General features: G+C 59.9%; 8 protein-coding genes and 1 tRNA gene (1 of these 9 cut by a window edge). 7 read left to right on the top strand and 2 right to left on the bottom strand.

What is annotated here, in order from left to right; translation table 11 throughout:
- Window position 1: 1 nt before the first annotated feature.
- The 3 genes from clpX to U1A53_RS16210 all read left to right on the top strand — a co-directional run bounded on the left by clpX (window position 2) and on the right by U1A53_RS16210 (window position 2,911).
- Window positions 2-1,294 (top strand): ATP-dependent Clp protease ATP-binding subunit ClpX, encoded by a 1,293-nt coding sequence (gene clpX, locus U1A53_RS16220; protein WP_322282537.1) that lies wholly within the window; start codon window positions 2-4, stop codon window positions 1,292-1,294.
- A gap of 78 nt (window positions 1,295-1,372) precedes the next feature.
- Window positions 1,373-2,338, top strand: coding sequence for a sugar phosphate isomerase/epimerase family protein (locus U1A53_RS16215; RefSeq protein ID WP_322282535.1), 966 nt, complete (start codon window positions 1,373-1,375; stop codon window positions 2,336-2,338).
- A gap of 39 nt (window positions 2,339-2,377) precedes the next feature.
- Window positions 2,378-2,911, top strand: coding sequence for a PH domain-containing protein (locus tag U1A53_RS16210; RefSeq protein ID WP_322282533.1), 534 nt, complete (start codon window positions 2,378-2,380; stop codon window positions 2,909-2,911).
- Between the two features lie 25 nt (window positions 2,912-2,936).
- On the opposite strand, the gene U1A53_RS16205 is transcribed toward U1A53_RS16210, so the two are convergent.
- Complete coding sequence (locus U1A53_RS16205; RefSeq protein WP_322282531.1) at window positions 2,937-3,425, bottom strand: hypothetical protein; 489 nt, start codon at window positions 3,423-3,425, stop codon at window positions 2,937-2,939.
- A 63-nt stretch (window positions 3,426-3,488) separates the two neighbouring features.
- Between U1A53_RS16205 and hflX the strand changes: the two genes are divergently transcribed.
- Both hflX and U1A53_RS16195 read left to right on the top strand, forming a co-directional pair.
- Window positions 3,489-4,820: a GTPase HflX gene (gene hflX, locus U1A53_RS16200; protein ID WP_322282530.1), complete on the top strand. Its 1,332-nt coding sequence runs from the start codon at window positions 3,489-3,491 to the stop codon at window positions 4,818-4,820.
- A 33-nt stretch (window positions 4,821-4,853) separates the two neighbouring features.
- Window positions 4,854-5,627, top strand: coding sequence for a glucose 1-dehydrogenase (locus tag U1A53_RS16195; RefSeq protein ID WP_322282528.1), 774 nt, complete (start codon window positions 4,854-4,856; stop codon window positions 5,625-5,627).
- Between the two features lie 48 nt (window positions 5,628-5,675).
- Here U1A53_RS16195 and U1A53_RS16190 read toward each other — a convergent pair whose 3' ends face one another.
- Window positions 5,676-7,121 carry a Gfo/Idh/MocA family oxidoreductase gene (locus U1A53_RS16190; protein ID WP_322282526.1) on the bottom strand — a complete coding sequence of 482 codons (1,446 nt, stop codon included), beginning with the start codon at window positions 7,119-7,121 and terminating at the stop codon, window positions 5,676-5,678.
- 134 nt (window positions 7,122-7,255) lie between these two features.
- On the opposite strand from U1A53_RS16190, the gene U1A53_RS16185 reads away from it, so the two are divergent.
- Both U1A53_RS16185 and U1A53_RS16180 read left to right on the top strand, forming a co-directional pair.
- Window positions 7,256-7,327 (top strand) — tRNA-Arg (locus U1A53_RS16185).
- A gap of 492 nt (window positions 7,328-7,819) precedes the next feature.
- Window positions 7,820-17,701, top strand: the 5' portion of a protein-coding gene (locus U1A53_RS16180; protein WP_322282525.1) for an autotransporter-associated beta strand repeat-containing protein. It continues 25,929 nt past the right edge of the window; 9,882 of the gene's 35,811 nt are visible here — the first part of the coding sequence; its start codon is at window positions 7,820-7,822; its stop codon lies beyond the right edge, outside the window.

Raw genomic sequence — 17,701 nt, 5'->3', positions numbered from 1 at the left:
CATGGCACGCGGCTCCAACGTCACCCTCTGTTCCTTCTGCGGCAAAAGCCATGCAGAAGTCAAAAAGCTCATTGCGGGTCCGGGGGTGTATATTTGCGACAACTGCATTCACGTCTGTAAAAACATCCTCGACAAGGAGGCGTCGGTGGATTCCGAGGGCGGACCCTCTCTGCTGGTGCCGCGCCCGGCGGACATCGCCGCGTTGCTTGACCTGCACGTCATCGGCCAGCCGCAGGCGAAGAAGGTGCTCAGCGTGGCCGTCCACAACCATTACAAGCGCATCCTGCACACCCAGCAGCAGGCCGCACGGAACAGCGGGGCGCAGAAAAAAATCACCGCCGCGTTGCCTGACCCGCATGATGTCGAGATCGAAAAGAGCAATGTCCTGCTCCTTGGTCCCACCGGCTGCGGCAAGACGCTGCTGGCCAAGACACTCGCACGCATTCTCAACGTGCCGTTCAGCATTGCCGACGCCACCACGTTGACGGAGGCCGGCTACGTCGGCGAAGACGTGGAAAACATCATTCTGCGCCTCTTGCAGGCCGCCGATTACGATGTCTCGCGTGCCGAGATGGGCATCGTGTACATCGACGAGATCGACAAGATCGGCCGCAAGACCGAGAACGTCAGCATCACCCGTGACGTGTCTGGTGAGGGGGTGCAGCAGGCGCTGCTGAAAATCATCGAAGGCACGGTGTGCAACGTGCCGCCGCAGGGCGGGCGCAAGCACCCGCAGCAGGAGTACATCCAGGTGAACACGGAGAATATCCTGTTCATCTGCGGCGGAGCGTTTGTGGGCCTCGATAAAATCACCGAGCGCCGCCGTGGCCGCAAGACGATGGGGTTTGTCGGGGCGCACGAGGCGGAGACCGCCGAATCCACGAAAATCCGCCAGGGTGTGGAGCCGGAGGATCTGCTGTCGTTCGGCCTGATTCCCGAGTTCATCGGCCGTCTGCCCGTCGTCTGCCCGCTGGAGGCTCTGACCGAGCAAGAGCTGATGCGAGTGCTCACTGAACCGAAAAACGCCCTTATCAAGCAGTACGCCAAGCTCATGAACATGGATGGTGTGGAGCTGTCCATCACGCGTGACGCGATGCTCGCCATGTCCAAGGAGGCCGTCTCACGCGGCACCGGCGCCCGCGGTCTGCGCAGCATCTTTGAGCGCATCATGCTTGATGTCATGTACGACGTGCCCAGCCGCATGGACGTGCGCGGTGTCACCATCAACGAGAGCGTCGTCAAAGGCGAGCGCGCTGCGCTGATGCGCAAGCGAGTCGAGCGCAAGGCGGCGTAGGCTTTGTTACAAAGCTGGGACGAAAATTCTTCTGGAGCTTTGGCGGCACCGCACGCCATAATGCTGGCTATCATGCCCATGCCCCATCGCGCCTCCTCCCGCCGCCATTTTCTTCAGATCGCCACCGCCGCCATTGCCGCTGTGGGTTCACGTAACGTCATCGCGGCTGACAAGGAGCCGCCATTCAAAATATCGCTCGCCGAATGGTCGCTGAACAAGGGCATCTTTGGCAAAGGCAACGCGGAGCGTCATGAGCATCTCGACTTTGCCAAAATCGCCCGCAGCCTCGGCATCGAAGGCGTCGAGTACGTGAACCAGATGTTCTTCGACAAGGCCACCGATGCCGCCTACCTCGGCGAGATGAAGAAACGCCAGGAAGGCGAAGGCGTGAAAGGTCTGCTCATCATGTGCGACCGTGAAGGCAATCTCGGCGATCCTGATGAGTCCAAACGCGCCAAGACCATCGAGAATCACATCAAGTGGCTTGATGCCGCCGCTACGCTCGGCTGCCACAGCATCCGCGTGAATGCCGCCAGCGATCCTAACTTGAGCTGGGACGAGCAGATGAAGCTCGCTGCTGATGGATTGCACCGTCTGTGCGTCGAGGGCGACAAGCGCGGCCTCTTCATTGTCGTCGAAAATCACGGCGGTCTCTCCAGCAACGGTCTCTGGCTCACTGGTGTCATGAAAGCCGCCGATCACGCCCGCGTCGGCATTTTGCCCGACTTCGGCAACTTCTACACCGACCGCAACAAGGGCGAGCTGTACAACCCCTACAAAGGCCTGCGCGAATTCATGCCGTGGGTAAAGCAGGGCGTCAGCGCCAAGGCGTATGACTGGGACACCGGCGCCGGTAAATTCTACACCGAAGACCGCCGTGAAGGCCGCGAGATGACCCTCGATTTCCAGCGCCTCATCGACATCGTCATCAAAGCCGGATACAAGGGCTACATCGGCATCGAATACGAAGGCGACAAGCACCCTGAGATCGAAGGCATCAAACGTACGAAGCAGGCGCTTGATGAGATTGCGTCCACACTCTGATTTTCCAACCGCGCAGCAGCACCTCAAACATCCATCATCATGAATAACGACGATTCTTCCGTCCCGCCCTCCGCCGAAACCGTTCTCTGGAGCGGCCACACCTCCCAGTGGGTTCACTTTTGGTATTATCTGTTCTGCATCGTGATCGCCGTCGGCATCGCCTTCGCGGCCACCATCCCCGCCCTGTTCACCGGCGGCCTGGCTTATCTCGCGCTGATCATTCCGCTGGTAATGTGGCTTGTGCGTTGGTGGGTCACGAAATGCACCTTTTATGAACTGACCTCGCAGCGGCTGCGTATCCGCAGCGGCATCTTGAACAAGCGGGTCGACGAACTCGAACTCTACCGCGTCAAAGACTACGCCATTGAGCAGCCCCTGCTTCTGCGCCTCGTTGGCCTTGGCAACCTCACCATGGTCACCTCCGACGCTACCACCCCCACCGTTCCCATGCGCGCCATTCCCGGCGTGGAAGCTGTCCGCGAAAAACTCCGCACCGCAGTTCAAAACGAACGCGACCGCAAACGCGTGCGCCAGCTTGATGTGGACAGCCAGGACGAGGGCGCGCTGAAATAGGGCGGGTCAAAGGTCAAGGCAGGCGTTACCGCGCAGGTGCTTGGTCAACCACACTCGCTTTGCCATCCTTGACCTCGATGCGCAGCTTCATGCGCTCAAATTCCTTCTTGTAGCTCCAGCCGACTTCGGCGTCCCAGGTGGTGGCGCTGGTCTGCTGGAGTTTGCGGAGCTGAAGGATGAAGGCGGCGAGGCGCGTTTCGGCATCGACGATGGTGTGGTCGGGATCGGTGTCCTTGAGGTTTTGCGCGTTGATGAACTTGAGCTTCAAATCGGCAAAGCGCTTGGTGAAGACATCGGTGGCGGGCGTCATGCCGTCGCGGTTGATTTCGCCGAGGACGATGGCGTAGCTTTTAGCGACGCCGGGATTCAGGTCGGGCAGCTTGGTGATGAGATGCCGCAGCGCGGCTTCTCCGGCATCGCATTCGTAGAGGTTGAGCGGCAGGGCGGCCGTGTCCGAGGAGTCGCAGGCAGCGAGACCGAGGCAGAGGCTGATCAGAAGAAGGCGGCGTGTCATGTGCGTGTTCATGGCATGGAATACGCAGCTTGGCAATGTAGCGTCGCTCGCCATGCTCGCCTCATGTTCGACATCCGCGAAAAACCCAACATGGTCGAGAGCGCCTTTCTCATCGGGGCCTACTTTGATCGCCGTCACAAGCAGGAGGGCTTCGATTTGCTCGAAGAGCTGGCCGAGCTGGTGACAACGCTGGGCATCAACATCATCGGCAAGGAACTCGTTTTTTCCCGTGAGCACACGGCCCGCTATCTGATCGGCAGCGGCAAGGCGGCGGAGCTGATGAAGCAGGCGAAGGACATCGGCGCTGACTGCATCGTGTGGGACAACGAACTCAGTCCAGGACAGCAGCGGGCGTGGGAAAGCGAGGGCAACATCTGCGTGATCGACCGCCATGAGGTCATTCTCGATATTTTCAACATGCGGGCAAAGACGCGTGAAGCGCGCTTGCAGGTGGAACTGGCACGGATGGAGTATTCCATCCCGCGACTCACCCGCATGTGGGCGCACTTGGATCGTCAAGGCGGCGGCGCTGGTGGTGGCGTGGGTGGAGCCGGTGCGGCGCGTGGTGAAGGTGAAACGCAGCTCGAAGTGGACCGTCGTCTCGCGAGCAAGCGGCTCGACAAACTGCGTGCCGATCTTGAAGACGTGAAAAAGCAGCGAGACACAATGCGCAAGGATCGCACGCGGGTGTTTGTGCCGCATGTGGCCATCGTCGGCTACACGAACGCGGGCAAATCATCGCTGCTGAACAAACTCACCGCCGCCGATGCTTATGTGGAGAACAAGCTTTTTGCCACGCTCGATACGACCACGCGGCGCATGGAACTGCCGGATGGTCAGTCGCTGCTTGTCACAGACACCGTTGGGTTCATTCGCAATCTGCCGCACGATCTGGTGCAATCCTTCCGTGCGACGCTGGAAGAAGCTACGCAGGCGGATTTCCTCATCCATGTCATCGACGCCAGTTCCATGCAGGCCGTCGAGTTTTATAAAACCACCACGAAGGTGCTCGGTGAGCTCGGTGCGGGCGACAAACGCGTGTTGCTGGTGCTGAACAAAGTCGATTTGGTGGATGATGCGCGGCTGATGGAGTTGCAACGCGAGTTTCCTGAAGCGCTGGCGATTTCCGTGAAGACCGGGCAGGGAATGGACGACCTGCTGCACCGTTTGGATGAGTTTTTGATCGACCGCGTGGTGCGCCTGGAACTGGATCTGCCGCTGGACCGCATGGATCTCGTGGCGCTGGCGCATCAGGAAGGCAAGGTGCTCACCGAAGACTACGAAAGTGGTCGCGCGGTGATTCAATGCGTGATCCCGAAGCGCTTCGAAAGCCGGTTCGCGGGCTTTGTGCCCGGTTTTGTGGAGTCCGAAGCCCGAAAAAAAGGAAAGAAGTAAAAAAGAGCCGCCAATCGCTGTTTCCCTCCACTCATGTTCTCACTCGCCAATAAAACCGTCATCATTACCGGAGCCGGATCAGGCATCGGCCAGGCCATCGCCGTCCTTTTCGCCAAACAAGGAGCGCATGTCGAAGTGCTGGACCTCAAGCAGGACTCGGCACAGGTCACCGTGGATCAGATCAAAGCCGCTGGCGGCAGTGCGCGTGGCTCTGCGTGTGATGTGGGCAACTATGGCGAAGTGAAGACCATCTTTGACGACGTGGCGAAGCAGCACGGCAAGATCGACATTCTCGTCAACAACGCAGGCATCGCTCACATCGGCACCGCTTTGACCACGGCCGAGGAGGACATGGACCGCTTGCATCGCGTGAACATCAAGGGAGTGCATGCCTGTGCGCAGGCCGCGTTGGCTCACATGACCGAGAAGAAGGCGGGCGTGATCCTGAACATGTGTTCCATCGCGGCGCAGATGGGACTCGCGGATCGTTTTGCGTATTCGATGACGAAAGGGGCGGTCTTGATGATGACCTACTCGATTGCGAAGGATTTCATCAAGCAGGGCATCCGCTGCAACTGCATCGCGCCTGCGCGAGTTCACACGCCGTTCGTCGATGGCTATCTGGCTAAAACGTATCCCGGTCAGGAAGCAGAAATGTTCCAAAAGCTCAGCGAAGCCCAGCCGATCGGCCGCATGGCCAAGCCGGAGGAGATCGCGGCACTCGCGCTGTATTTATGCAGTGACGAGGCATCCTTCGTTACCGGCAGTTCTTATCCGATTGACGGTGGTGCGGTGAATCTGCGGTAAAGTAGTCCAGTTGCGCCGCAACTGGACCACCTCACGACATGACTCGACTCAGACCTTCCAGCCGTCGCGATACGACGGGCGGGTGATGAACTTGTTTGGAGCCTCGGTGTTGGTGACTTTCATCGCTCCCTTGTCCCACTGCACGGTCTGCTGGGCGCGAATGGCGAGATTGCCAAGCAGCACGAACTCGGTGAGCGGGGCGGAGTAGTCGAAGTTCGAGCTGGGCAGGCCGCCGTTGACGATGTGGTGCGCCCACTCGCCCTGCGGATTGTCCGGCATGACGCTGCGGGTTTCGGTCTGCTTGATCTTGCCCGCCTTCATGTCGAGGCGGACCTGGGTGTATTTTTCCAGCGGATAAATGATCGGGCTCTTGCAGTAGGCGTCGCCTTCAAAGATGACACCATCGGTGCCGATGAACATCATGCCGCTCTGGGCCTTCTTGAAAGTTTCCTCTGGGATGTCTGGATGACGCTCGGGCTTGTTGGGCATGCCATCTTTCTCACCATCGTGCCAGGAAACCGTCATGGCGGCATGCTTCCCAGCGGGCATGTGGTACACGAGTTTGCTCCAGGTCGGGGCGTTCAAATCGCTGATTGGGCCGCTTTCGGCGTCGATTTTTTCAGGAATGAGCTGACCGAGGATGCTGAACGTGGAGTCCATGATGTGGCAACCCATGTCGCCCAACGCGCCTGAACCGAACTGCCACCAGCCGCGCCAGTTGAAGTGATGCGGGCCGGGGCTGCGCTTGTTCTTTTTCGTGGCGACCTCGTCGAGGTCGAACTCAAAGTAAGGCTCGCTCGGCTCGCAGGAGAGCCAGAGATCCCAGTTCAGGTTGGGCGGGCACTCGATGAGCTTCTTTTTGATCGGTCCCTGCGGCCAGATCGGGCGGTTCGTCCACAGGCGGATTTCCTTGAGTGTGCCGATGACGCCCTGCTCTATCCATTCTTTCGCCATGCGCTGGCCGTCCATCGTGCGGCCCTGATTGCCCATTTGGGTGACGATTTTAGCCTCTTTCGCAGCACGATGCAGATCGCGCACCTCGGAGATGTAGTTGCAGAGGGGTTTTTGGACGCAGACGTGTTTGCCGTGCTTGATGGCCCACATGGCCGCCAGATAGTGGGTGTGGTCGGGTGTCGAGACGATGACGCCGTCGATATCCTTGGCCATCTCATCGAACATCTTGCGGAAGTCCTGGTAGAGCTTCGGCGCGGGCGGTGCTGACTGGCTGGAGTCGAGGTGGTGCTTTTCACGCTTCTTGGCAGCTTCATCGAGACGCTTGGTATCGACATCGACCATCGCCACGATGTTGTGGTTCAGCGTGACCATGCCCGTATCAGCCAAGCCTTTGCCATTGGCACCGATTTGAGCCAGATTCAGGCGTTTTCCGGCCGCATCCTGGCCGCGCAGGAGGAGATTCGGGCCGGTGAAAACCCCGGCGGTAAAGCCAGCACTGCTGGTGATGAAATGACGGCGAGAAAGGGAGGCGCTGGGCATGGGGAGGGTGGGTTGGGGTGGTGGAAGCGTGAAAACGCGGCAGGGAAGGCGATGTTGCGACTTGATTCACAAGCCGCAAACGGAAGTTGAAACCGTTCCAAAACCGGTAGAAATGGAGGTTCTGAATTCACCACGTCCCCGTAGTTCAATGGATAGAACGAGGGTTTCCTAAACTCTAAATACAGGTTCGATTCCTGTCGGGGATACTGCCGATTTGGCACAATTGGCAGTTTGGTTAGTTAAAAACTCCGTAAATCTTGGATTGGAAACAACCTCTTTTAGAGGGGGTGCCGCTAAGTTTTTTTCTGATTCATGATAGTGCAGCTTGGTGTTAATTTAACCTGTTCTTTTTCAATGATTTAAATCTTTTTTTTCAAAGTGAAGAAAAAGGTTTGTCGGATGAGCGTTCACTGTGGTTTGATAAGGTTCAATTCATTCATGTCCAATCACCACGCCCGATGCAGTCATGCGCCCCTCGCAAAGCTGTTTTCGCGACCATTTTGTCGCGAAGGTTTTTCGTGCACAGAAGGACCTGGAGCAGTTTTTTGCCTCTCCCGCAGGACACAAACATTCATCGAATCTTACGCATCCCAAGCTCCCTCCCCCGAGGGATTGATCGTGCCATTTAATTTTATTTTATGCATATGAAGACACTACGCCACCACCGCCAACTCATTGGATGGTTCATGATTTGCCTTATGGCAACATGGCTCCCAGGTCCAATCGCACAGGGGGCGACATTTACATGGAATCAGACTGGTGCCGGTCCCTTCACTTGGAACACCGCTGGCAACTGGACGGGTGGTGTGCCTGCCAATGCGCCAGGGGACGTTATCAATCTCACGGCCAACCTGACGGCGGCGCAAATCATCAATCTCGACATTAACGCCACGACCGGCACGTTGAATATTGGAGATCCAACCACGGCCTTCTTTGGATACACGTTGCAGTCGGGCAATGGCAGCACGCTGACCTTCGACAATGGAGGTTTGGGAGCCATCATGGCCAAGGCGGCGGCAGCAACGGCCACTGATGTCATTTCCGCCGGGATTGTCTTGAACGATGACTTGGCCATCTCGAACTTGAATGCCAATTTAACCGGACAGCTCATCCTCAGTGGTCCGATTACTGAGACAGGCGGTCCGCGGAACATCACTGTGAGCGGGGTGGCTGCTAGCTCCAACGGCGTGACGGTTCTGGCAGGTAACAACAGCTTCACGGGCGGTGTCACCGTCAACAGCGGCACCTTGGCGGCCGTGGGCGCGGGCTCTCTCAATAGTAGCGTTGCAAATGAAATTTCTCTGGCAGGAGGCACACTTGCTCTCCGCGACAACGGCACTGGCTACGGCAACCGGCAGGACATCGTCTTCGGCGACAATGTGACGGCCACCGGCAACAGCACCATTTCGGTGGATCGCACGGGCGTGGCGGGTTTTCCGGGTTCCACGGCGCTGAACAAGACGATTCAGCTAGGCACCCTCACCCTCGGCAGCAATACTCTCACCGTCACCAACACAAACGGTTATGGGCTCGAGTTTACCGGCACGACCACATTTTCCAATGTCACGCCTATCTTCAGTGTCAACGGCGGCACCGCATCCAACATCGTGCAGGGCCTCGTGCTTGCCGGGAAGGTGTCTGGGGCGGCCGATTTAACGAAGACTGGAACCGGTTCTTTGCTTTTGGAAGATGACACCAACGATTTCGCGGGTGCCATCTCGGTGACTGGTGGTGTGCTGGCTGCCACCAGCGATGGGGCGCTCGGCGATCTCTTAAACACCATCACGCTAAACGGGACCACCGCGACCTTCCGCGCGGCGGACAACATCACCACCTCGCGCACCATCAATTTCAGTAACGCCACCGCTGCGAACAACGTTCTCGAAGTGGTTCAAGGCAAGATGTTGCTGTTGAATTCGGCGTTTGGCACCACCGCCAATGGCTTTGTCAAAGCCGATAACGGCCTCCTCGACATCGCGGCGGACAATACCGGCTTCGGTGGCGCGGTGACGGTGAATGCAGGAACCCTCCAGTTAAGTCATGCCACGGCGCTAGACACTTCGGTGATCACCGTTCCGGGTGTCTTCGGAGCGGCCGTCAACTTGAATGGTGTATCAGTTGGCAATGCGATCACGTTGAACTCCAGCACGACGGTCAACGTCGCGTTGGGGGGCGTTAACTTTGGCGGTCAGTTGCGCGGTGTGTCTGGAACCAGCACCACGACCGGGGTCTTGAGGATGGATGCAGATGCAGCCATTGGTGCTGCCAGCGGTGCCACCCTCAACATCAACGGCACCGTTAATAATAACACGACGACCGCGCGCGCGCTGTTGTTCAACGCCGAAGGCACGGGCGTCATCAACCTCAACAGCAACCTCACCGCGGCCACCACCACGGCCAACCAATACTTCGCCGTCAGAAAATACGGAGCCGGCACGCTGAACATCACCACGGCCAACACCGTGGTGCCCACGACTGACATCACGGTGCTCCAAGGCACCATGACCTTGAAAGACGCGGGCACGATTCTTGGCGGTGCCGCTATTCCGATTTTGGTCAATCAGGGCGCCACCTTGACCCTCGACAACAGCGGCACCAACACTAACAACCGCCTCGGCACCACCAGGCTGATCACCCTCCAGGGTAATCTCAATGTCATCGGCAGCGCCGCCGGCACCACCACCCAGACTTTCGCCGCGCCTACCTTTGCGCGTGGGCAGAGCATCATCACCGTCACGGCGGGCACAGGCCAGCAGTCAAATCTGGTGTTTGGTGCTCCCAACAATCCATCCCCTGCGATCAATGCCACAACTTCGCCGTCGGGCGCGACCGCTCTGTTCCGCGGCACGAGCCTCGGATCTGCCGCTGCTGCGAATGTTGCCACCATCGCCTCCACCACCACTGGCTTTGCTTTTGCCGGTCAGACTGGAGCGACGGGCACGACCAACAAGTCCATCATTCCTTGGGCGCTCGTGGACACAACCGCCTCGGGGCTTGGTGTGTCCTTTGCCACTGCCGATGCCGCTGCCGCCGCGACCGCCAGCACCGCCATCCTCCGCCCGCTGAACACCGGCACGGAAATGGTGACCAGTCTGCTCACTGTGGACACCAACGTCCGCATGCTCACGACTATCGCGGCGATCGATACACGCAGGCTCAACTCCCTCACGCTGGAAAGCGGCGGTGGAGTCACCATGAAGCCGCTTGACCTCCTTACCATCCAGAGCGGCGGTATCCTCACCAAGGCGGGCAATGCCGGCATCAGCGGTGGTGTGCTCTCCTACACGGCTGGCGGCACTCCGCTCATCATTCACACTGTCGGCCTTGCCACGGACAACACGACGTTGACCAGCCTGCTCCAGGGTGGCAACGGCCAGGGCAACGGCAATGTCTCTTTCATCAAGGCAGGCGACGGTATCCTGACGCTCCAGCCGACAGCGAGCGTGATTACTGGCGTGAATGGCAACATCGCCGGCGGTCAGACGGTCATCAATCAGGGCACATTGAAGATGGCCGGTGGCAACAACACGCTTTTCTTCAATAATTTCCTGCACCTGAGCGCTGGAGGCACCCTCGACCTCAATGGCAACGCCCAGACTTCCCGCCTCTTCACCGATGCTGGTGTCGCCAACGCCGGTGGAACGATCACCGGCTCCGCTGGTTCCACCTTTGTCCAGAACTTGGACGCTGCCCGAAACTTTGCCGGGACCATCACCGGTTCCGCCGCCTTCCAGAAGACGGGGGCGAACGTCGCGCTGTCGATGTTCTCCGACAGCAACACCACCGGTGACATCCTCATCGCCGCCGGCACCACTTTGATGCGCGATTCCGCCCGTTTCTCCGGCACCACCAATCTCGACATCAACTACAGCATCCTCACGCTGGACAACAACGTCGGCACGATCAATCACGATGACCGCATCAACAATGCAGCGGCCATTGACCTGCGTGGTGCCACGCTGAACTACATCGGACGCGCCCAGACGGCCTCGACCGAAACCCTCGGCGCGGTCACTGCCGCCGAAGGCGCCTCCACCATCGCCCTCACCATCGGCGGCACCGGCATCAACTCCGCCGAACTCACCCTCACCAGCCTCAGCCGCACCGCCGGAGCCACCTTGAACTTCGCCGGCACCAGCCTCGGCACTTTGGGTAGTTTCCCGCGCATCCTCATCACCGGCCAGGCCAACACCGCCGCTCTCGGACCCTGGGCGATCATCAACTCACATGATTATGCCGCCTACTCGGTCGATCTGGGCGTCGGTGCCATCGGTCAAGCTGGCTTCCCGACCTATGCCGCGGGGCTCGCCAGCGGTAACAATCTGCCCACCAACATCTCCACGAACAGCGCCAGCGTCACCCTTGCGGCGGACACCACCATCGGCAGTCTGCGCTCCACCGGAACGGCAACCCTCAATTACACCTTCACCAACGGCACCACCACGGGTGGCCCGGATTTCCTCAACCTCGCCTTGGGCGGCATTCTGAAGAGCAATGAAAACGGCGCGGTCAACTTCGGCACCGCCGCCAACCGCGGTATCCTCACCGCCGGCGGCACCGCCCTCTCCGGCAACACCGAGCTGATCACCTTCAACAATCAAAACACGATCACCATCAACTCGGTCATCGTTGATACCTCCGACGCCCTCGCCACCGGAGCTGGCACCGGCACTGTGTCGCTCGTGAAATCTGGCGCCTCCGCCCTCGCTCTGACCGCTGCGAATACCTACACCGGCGGCACGATTGTGAATCAGGGCAACCTGCGCCTGAATGGCGGTGTCGGTGTGGTCACCATTCCTTACTCCACCAACGGCGTCGTCATCAACGGTGGGATCAATGGTGTGGACGCCCGCATCACCATGGAAGTGAACGGCGGCCAGATTGATCCGGCCAACATCGTCACGGTCAACGGCCCCGGCTTCCTCCTCCTCGCGGGCAACAACACCCTGGCTGGCCTCAACATTAATAATAACGGCGGGAATCAGGGCGCGCTCATCAGTTCCTTCCAGGGCGACGTGGTGCCCAATGGAGCCGACTTTGGCGGCACCTTGTTCTTGAACGGCAACGTCAACGTCACCTCCAGCAACCCCGGAGCCATCGCCCGTATCGCCGGTCGGGTCGATCTCGGGGCCAGCAATCGGACCTTCAACGTCGCGTCCACCCTCTGGAATGGCCAGGATGTTTCCGCCCTCCTGCCTTCCGTGGACATCCAGGCCGCCATGCTCGGCACCGCAGGTCTCACCAAGACCGGCGCGGGCGTCCTCGGTCTCCAGGCTCAGAACCCCTACACCGGCAATACCACCGTCAGCGCGGGCACCATCGCCATTGTCGCCAACCCGGCGGGAGCCTTCGCCGGTGCACGCAACTCCCGACTCGACCTCGCCAGCGCCACTTCTTACCTGAACTTGAACGGTGCCAGCGCCCTCTTCGGTTCCCTCACCGGCACCGGTGTGGTCACCAATGCCTCCAGCACCGCCGGTGCCCTGCTCGTCGGTTATGACAACACCAACTCCACCTTCGACGGTTCCTTCGCCCGCTTCAGTGCGGCGGCTCCGAATACCCTGAACGTGACGAAGATCGGCACCGGCAACCTCACCCTTAGCGGAACGAGCACCTCCACCGGCATCCTCATCGCGGGGCAGGGAACTCTGACTTATAGTGGCACGGCCAACAGCCTCTTCGCCACCAACAACGTCCTCGACGGCGGCACCCTCGTCCTCGACAACTCCGGCACCAACGTCAACAGCCGCCTCGGCGGCCAGGTGGACACCGCCACCGACAGCGTCGGCCTCACCTTGAACGGCGGCACGCTCACGATTCTCGGCAACTCCGCAGCCCCAACGACTGAGTCGCTGGGCATCGTCATTCCAAAGACATCTGGTGTCGCTTCCTCAGCATCAACCACGCTGCTTGTCACCAACGTTGACAATCTCGTCGTCGGCATGGGTATCTCGGGTCCCGGTTTCGCGGCAAACACGACCATCACCGCCATCAATCAGGCCACCAACACGCTCACTCTCAGTGTGGCCGCCACTGTTCCGGCCGCTTCAGCCCTGACGGTTCAGGGCGGTCTGGTCACCATGGCTTCTGGTGCCAGCGTCATCAATCTCTCGCCAACCAGCACTCAGGGTACTGTCCTGAACGCGGGCGTCATGGGCGGGGTGGTCGGCGGTTCCACCCTCTTGCTGCGTGGCCCGAACCTCGGATCGACAGCGGGCGCTGGCGTGGCCAACTTCACACTGACTGGAACAGCGCCTGTCCAAGTCGGTGCTAACGGAGCGGTTGGTACGACGACCATGTCAATCCGGCCTGACATCCTCGTGGATACTTCCTTGACCGGTGCCGGCACATCCTTCGCCACCTACGTCGGTGCTGCTGGCGTTAATACCGCCGGCGGCCCCGGCTTCCGCGCGCTCACCGCTGCGGAACTCGCTCCATTCCTCAGTTCCGGTGCCACCACCAACGTGGGAATGGGCTATACTCACGGGGGTGCGTATATTGCCGCCACCACGATCAACAGCCTGACTCTGAATCAGTTTGGCGGCACGCAGGCTGCGGGGCCGATTCCGCAGAACACGATATTGACCCTCACCAGCGGCGGCATCATCGCGCAGGCGGGTAATTCAGGAATCAGCGGCGGCCTGATTGCGCTGGCGGCCGTTCCTGGTTTCATCCACACCAACGGCAATCTCAATTTCTCCGCCGGCATCACAGGCACAGCGGGCGTGACAAAGGCCGGGGCAGGTACGCTGACCCTCAACCGGCCCCAATTCTACACCGGTGTGACAACAGTGAACAACGGCACGCTGACTCTCAATGGCGGTGCCAACACCCTGTTTGTGAACGCCATCGGTGGCACCAACAACCTCCAGGTCAACTCCGGCACGGTGGATCTCAACGGCAACAATCAGGCCGTCGCCATCCTTGGCAGCGCCAGCAACCTCGCTGGCACCGGCGGCACGATCACCAACACCAGTGGCATCGCCGCCCTCTTCACCGTCGCAGGCGGCACCACGACCGCAGTCAATGGCGCGGGCTTCGGCGGTTCGATCAATGGCAACATCAACTTGGTCAAGTCCGGCAACAACACCGCCATCTTCACCAACGCCAACACCTTCACTGGCACCACCAGCCTGCGCGGCGGCACCACCACCCTGATCGACAGTGGCACCTTCGCCAACACCACCTCGGTGGAAGTTCTGACCGGCAGCACCTTCAACGTTGACAACCGCGGCCTTGTTGGTCTTACCCGCCTGGGCGAGGTTCCCGTCACGCTCCAGGCCGGTGCCTTCAACTACTTCGGTGGCAACGGTATTGATTCAGTTCAGAATCTAGGTGCACTGACCGTGAATGGTGGTTTCTCGACCATCAACTCCTCGGTTGGTTCCGGCGGTTCGGCGCTGCTGACCTTTGACAGCCTCACCCGGAATACAGATTCCATCGTGAATTTCACCGGCACCAACTTGGGTATCTCACTCAACGCAGGCAACGCCGAGATCAAGTTCGATACTGCACCCACACTCACGAACAACATCATCGGCGGCTGGGCTATCGCTAACGGCAACGAATTTGCCAGCTACCTCCCAGGCACGGGTGTAGGCATCCTGAATCAGACGGGTTTCCCGGGATATTCGGGCTCGGCATTCCCTGCCGCTCCAGGCAACGCGGCGCAGAATATTAGGGTGACGAACAACAGCTTCTCCGTTCCCGCCACGGCCGGTGTCTATTCATTGAACTCCCTGAACTTCTTCACCAACACAGCCGCTCAGAGCATCAATTTCACGACCGGCACGGACACCTTGAACCTGACCTCAGGCGGCTTCTTGAAATCGGGTGCTTTCGACGGAAACATCGGTGCCACGGTGGACAGCGGACGTCTGAGCGCCGGTGTCGGCGCGGGCACCAAAGAACTGTTCCTCACCAACATGGCGAACACTTTGACGGTGAACTCTCGCATTGTGAACAACGCCGGTGGTGGAGCCACTCGATTGGTTCTCAGTGGCGCGGGTGCGTTCATTGTGACTAATGGTCTGAACAGTCACACGGGAGGCACGGTGATCAACACGACGACCACGCTCTCCGGCACCAACGCCCAGGCCGTCCTCCCCGCCACCGGCGGCATCACGATCAACAACGCCCTCCTCGTCTATGCCACCGGCCAGAGCGGCAAGATCGCTACGGGTGCGAACATCGCCATCAATGGTGGTGGCGTATTGAACCTCTGGGGCAACTCCAGCTTTGGTGACTTCACCTTTGATTCCACCAGCGCCAATGCCGCCGCGACCGTCCGCACGGCCAGCGTTACCGGTGGCAACTCCACCACGGCGACCAATAACTCCACCCTTACGCTGAGTGGAGCTAACTCTACAAATGGTTTGGCCGTCGGCATGCCTGTCACCGGCACCAACATCCCTGCTGGCACCACGATTGCCGCCATTTTGTCTGGCACAACGGTTCAACTCTCCCAGCCAGCAACCGGAGCCGCCACGAATACCGCCGTCACCTTCGGCAGCACGCTGACCCTCACCGGAAACATCAGTTCCACCATCGGCACATCAAACGTCACTCCGATTTTCACCGTTAGCACCAGCGGGAAGATCGACATCGGAGCGACCAACCACAACATCACCGCCACGAGCACGGCCAATGCACCGCTGGCCTTGGCCATGCCGACCATGATTGGCACCACCGGCGGCATCACCAAGCTGGGTAATGGCGGTCTCCGTCTTGACGGTGTCAATTACTACACGGGTGCCACCACCCTCAGTGCAGGCACGATCTTCCTCGGTGCCACCAACACCATTCCGTATGCGTCCACCTATTCGATGGTTGCCGGCACTCGTCTTGACCTGAACAATGTTGACCAGATCCTCAGTCAGTTGAGCGGCGGTGGCGACATCACGAACAACTCCGGCACGGGCCGCACGCTGACTTTTGGTCTTAACAATGCCGCCACCAGCTTCGATGGCCGCTTCCTCGGTTACAACGACAGCGTCCTGGCCACCCTGAATGTGCAGAAGATCGGCTCCGGTTCCTTCGGCCTCACCGGCGGTGTTAGCACCTCCACTGGTACCCAGACCATCCAGGGTGGCGCGGTTACCTACTCAGGCAATGCGCAGACGGCCTTCACCAGCAACGTGATCAACCAGACCGGCTCCCTCATCCTCGACAACACCACCACGAACACGAACAACCGCCTCGGTGGCCTGCTCAAGGGGGTGACTCTGGCCGGTGGTGAGTTGAAAATCCTGGGTGCGGCGGGCGGTTCCTCCGAGTCCGTGGGCGCCTTGACCGCGCCAAGCGGTGGCGGCGTCATCACCCTCGTGCCCGGAGCCGGATCCACGGTTCTGAACTTCGCCAGCGTGCATGGCCTCAGCACCGGCTCCACCTACTTGGTCCGCGGCGACTCGCTCGGCTCCACGCCCGGTGCTGGCGTAGCCACTATACTTGCCAGTGGAGCTCTTGGTTTGTCCGGCGGCAATGCCATCGCCGGTCTCGCCAACATCAGCACCCGCCCGGACATGATTGGCGACACTTCGGCCACTGGCACCGGCGCCGGCTTCCTCACCTACGCTGCGGGATCGGGTTTCCGGTTGCTCGCGGCGAATGAGACGCTCGGCAGCATCAACAACATGTTCACCACCACGGCGAACCTGAGCTTGAGCAGCAACGAAACCTTCACCACGAACACGGTGGCCACCATCACCCTGAATGCCGGCGGTGGACTCACGGGCTTCAACACAGGCAGCATCCTGGCACCCGGCTCAATCGGCATCCTTGCCAAGACGGGCAACTTGGGCTTCACCGGTGGTCAGGTGGCAACGGGTGGCAGTTCGCTGTTCATCCACGCGCTCGGTGACCTTGCGGTTGGCAGCTACATCTCCGGCGCTGGCATTACCAAGGACGGCGCGGGCAATCTCTCGTTCAATGTCTCCCAGTATTTCACCGGTTCGATCACGAACAACGAGGGCACCATCACGCTCAACAGTGGAGCGGCCAATACGATCCTCGTGGCTCCCACCGCTGCCGCCGTGACCACGATTGGACTGGTCGCCAACGCTGGCACGGTCGATCTTAACGGGCAGAACCAGGCCTTCTCGACGATCTCGAACAACAACCTGCTCCCCGGCACCGGCGGCCTCATCACCAGTAGCTCGGCGGCAACCCTGACCTCGACCGGCGGCGGCAACTTCGGCGGCGTGATCGGCGGCAGCCTCGCCTTCACCCGTTCCGGCAACAACACGACCCTGCTCACCAGCGCACAGACCTACACCGGAGCCACCAACGTCCGCGGCGGCACCCTGCAACTGCGTGACAGCGGCACACTTGCCAGCACCGCCGGATTAAATCTGGAGTTTGGCACGTTGAACATGGACAACGGCAACCTCGCCATCTCGGGCAATCGCATTGCCGACGCCAACGCCATCAGCACGCGCGGCGGCACCATCACCTTGAACGGTGTGCAGGGCCAGACCGTCACCGAAACGCTTGGCACCATCACCGTGCTGGGTGGTAACAGCACCATCAGCGCAAACCCCGGCAATACGGGTCGCTCGGTCTTGACCATCACAGACTTGCTT

Source organism: Prosthecobacter sp., assembly GCF_034366625.1.
Lineage (GTDB): Bacteria > Verrucomicrobiota > Verrucomicrobiia > Verrucomicrobiales > Verrucomicrobiaceae > Prosthecobacter.
The sequence above is the reverse complement of the archived record's forward strand: the minus strand, read 5'-3'. Positions and strand labels throughout refer to the sequence as shown.

Excerpts from the sequence above, each read along its gene's own strand:
- U1A53_RS16195 (WP_322282528.1), top strand. The coding sequence starts at position 4,854 with ATGTTCTCACTCGCCAATAAAACCGTCATCATTACCGGAGCCGGATCA.
- U1A53_RS16205 (WP_322282531.1), bottom strand. The coding sequence starts at position 3,425 with ATGACACGCCGCCTTCTTCTGATCAGCCTCTGCCTCGGTCTCGCTGCC.
- U1A53_RS16215 (WP_322282535.1), top strand. The coding sequence starts at position 1,373 with ATGCCCCATCGCGCCTCCTCCCGCCGCCATTTTCTTCAGATCGCCACC.
- U1A53_RS16210 (WP_322282533.1), top strand. The coding sequence starts at position 2,378 with ATGAATAACGACGATTCTTCCGTCCCGCCCTCCGCCGAAACCGTTCTC.
- hflX (WP_322282530.1), top strand. The coding sequence starts at position 3,489 with ATGTTCGACATCCGCGAAAAACCCAACATGGTCGAGAGCGCCTTTCTC.
- clpX (WP_322282537.1), top strand. The coding sequence starts at position 2 with ATGGCACGCGGCTCCAACGTCACCCTCTGTTCCTTCTGCGGCAAAAGC.
- U1A53_RS16190 (WP_322282526.1), bottom strand. The coding sequence starts at position 7,121 with ATGCCCAGCGCCTCCCTTTCTCGCCGTCATTTCATCACCAGCAGTGCT.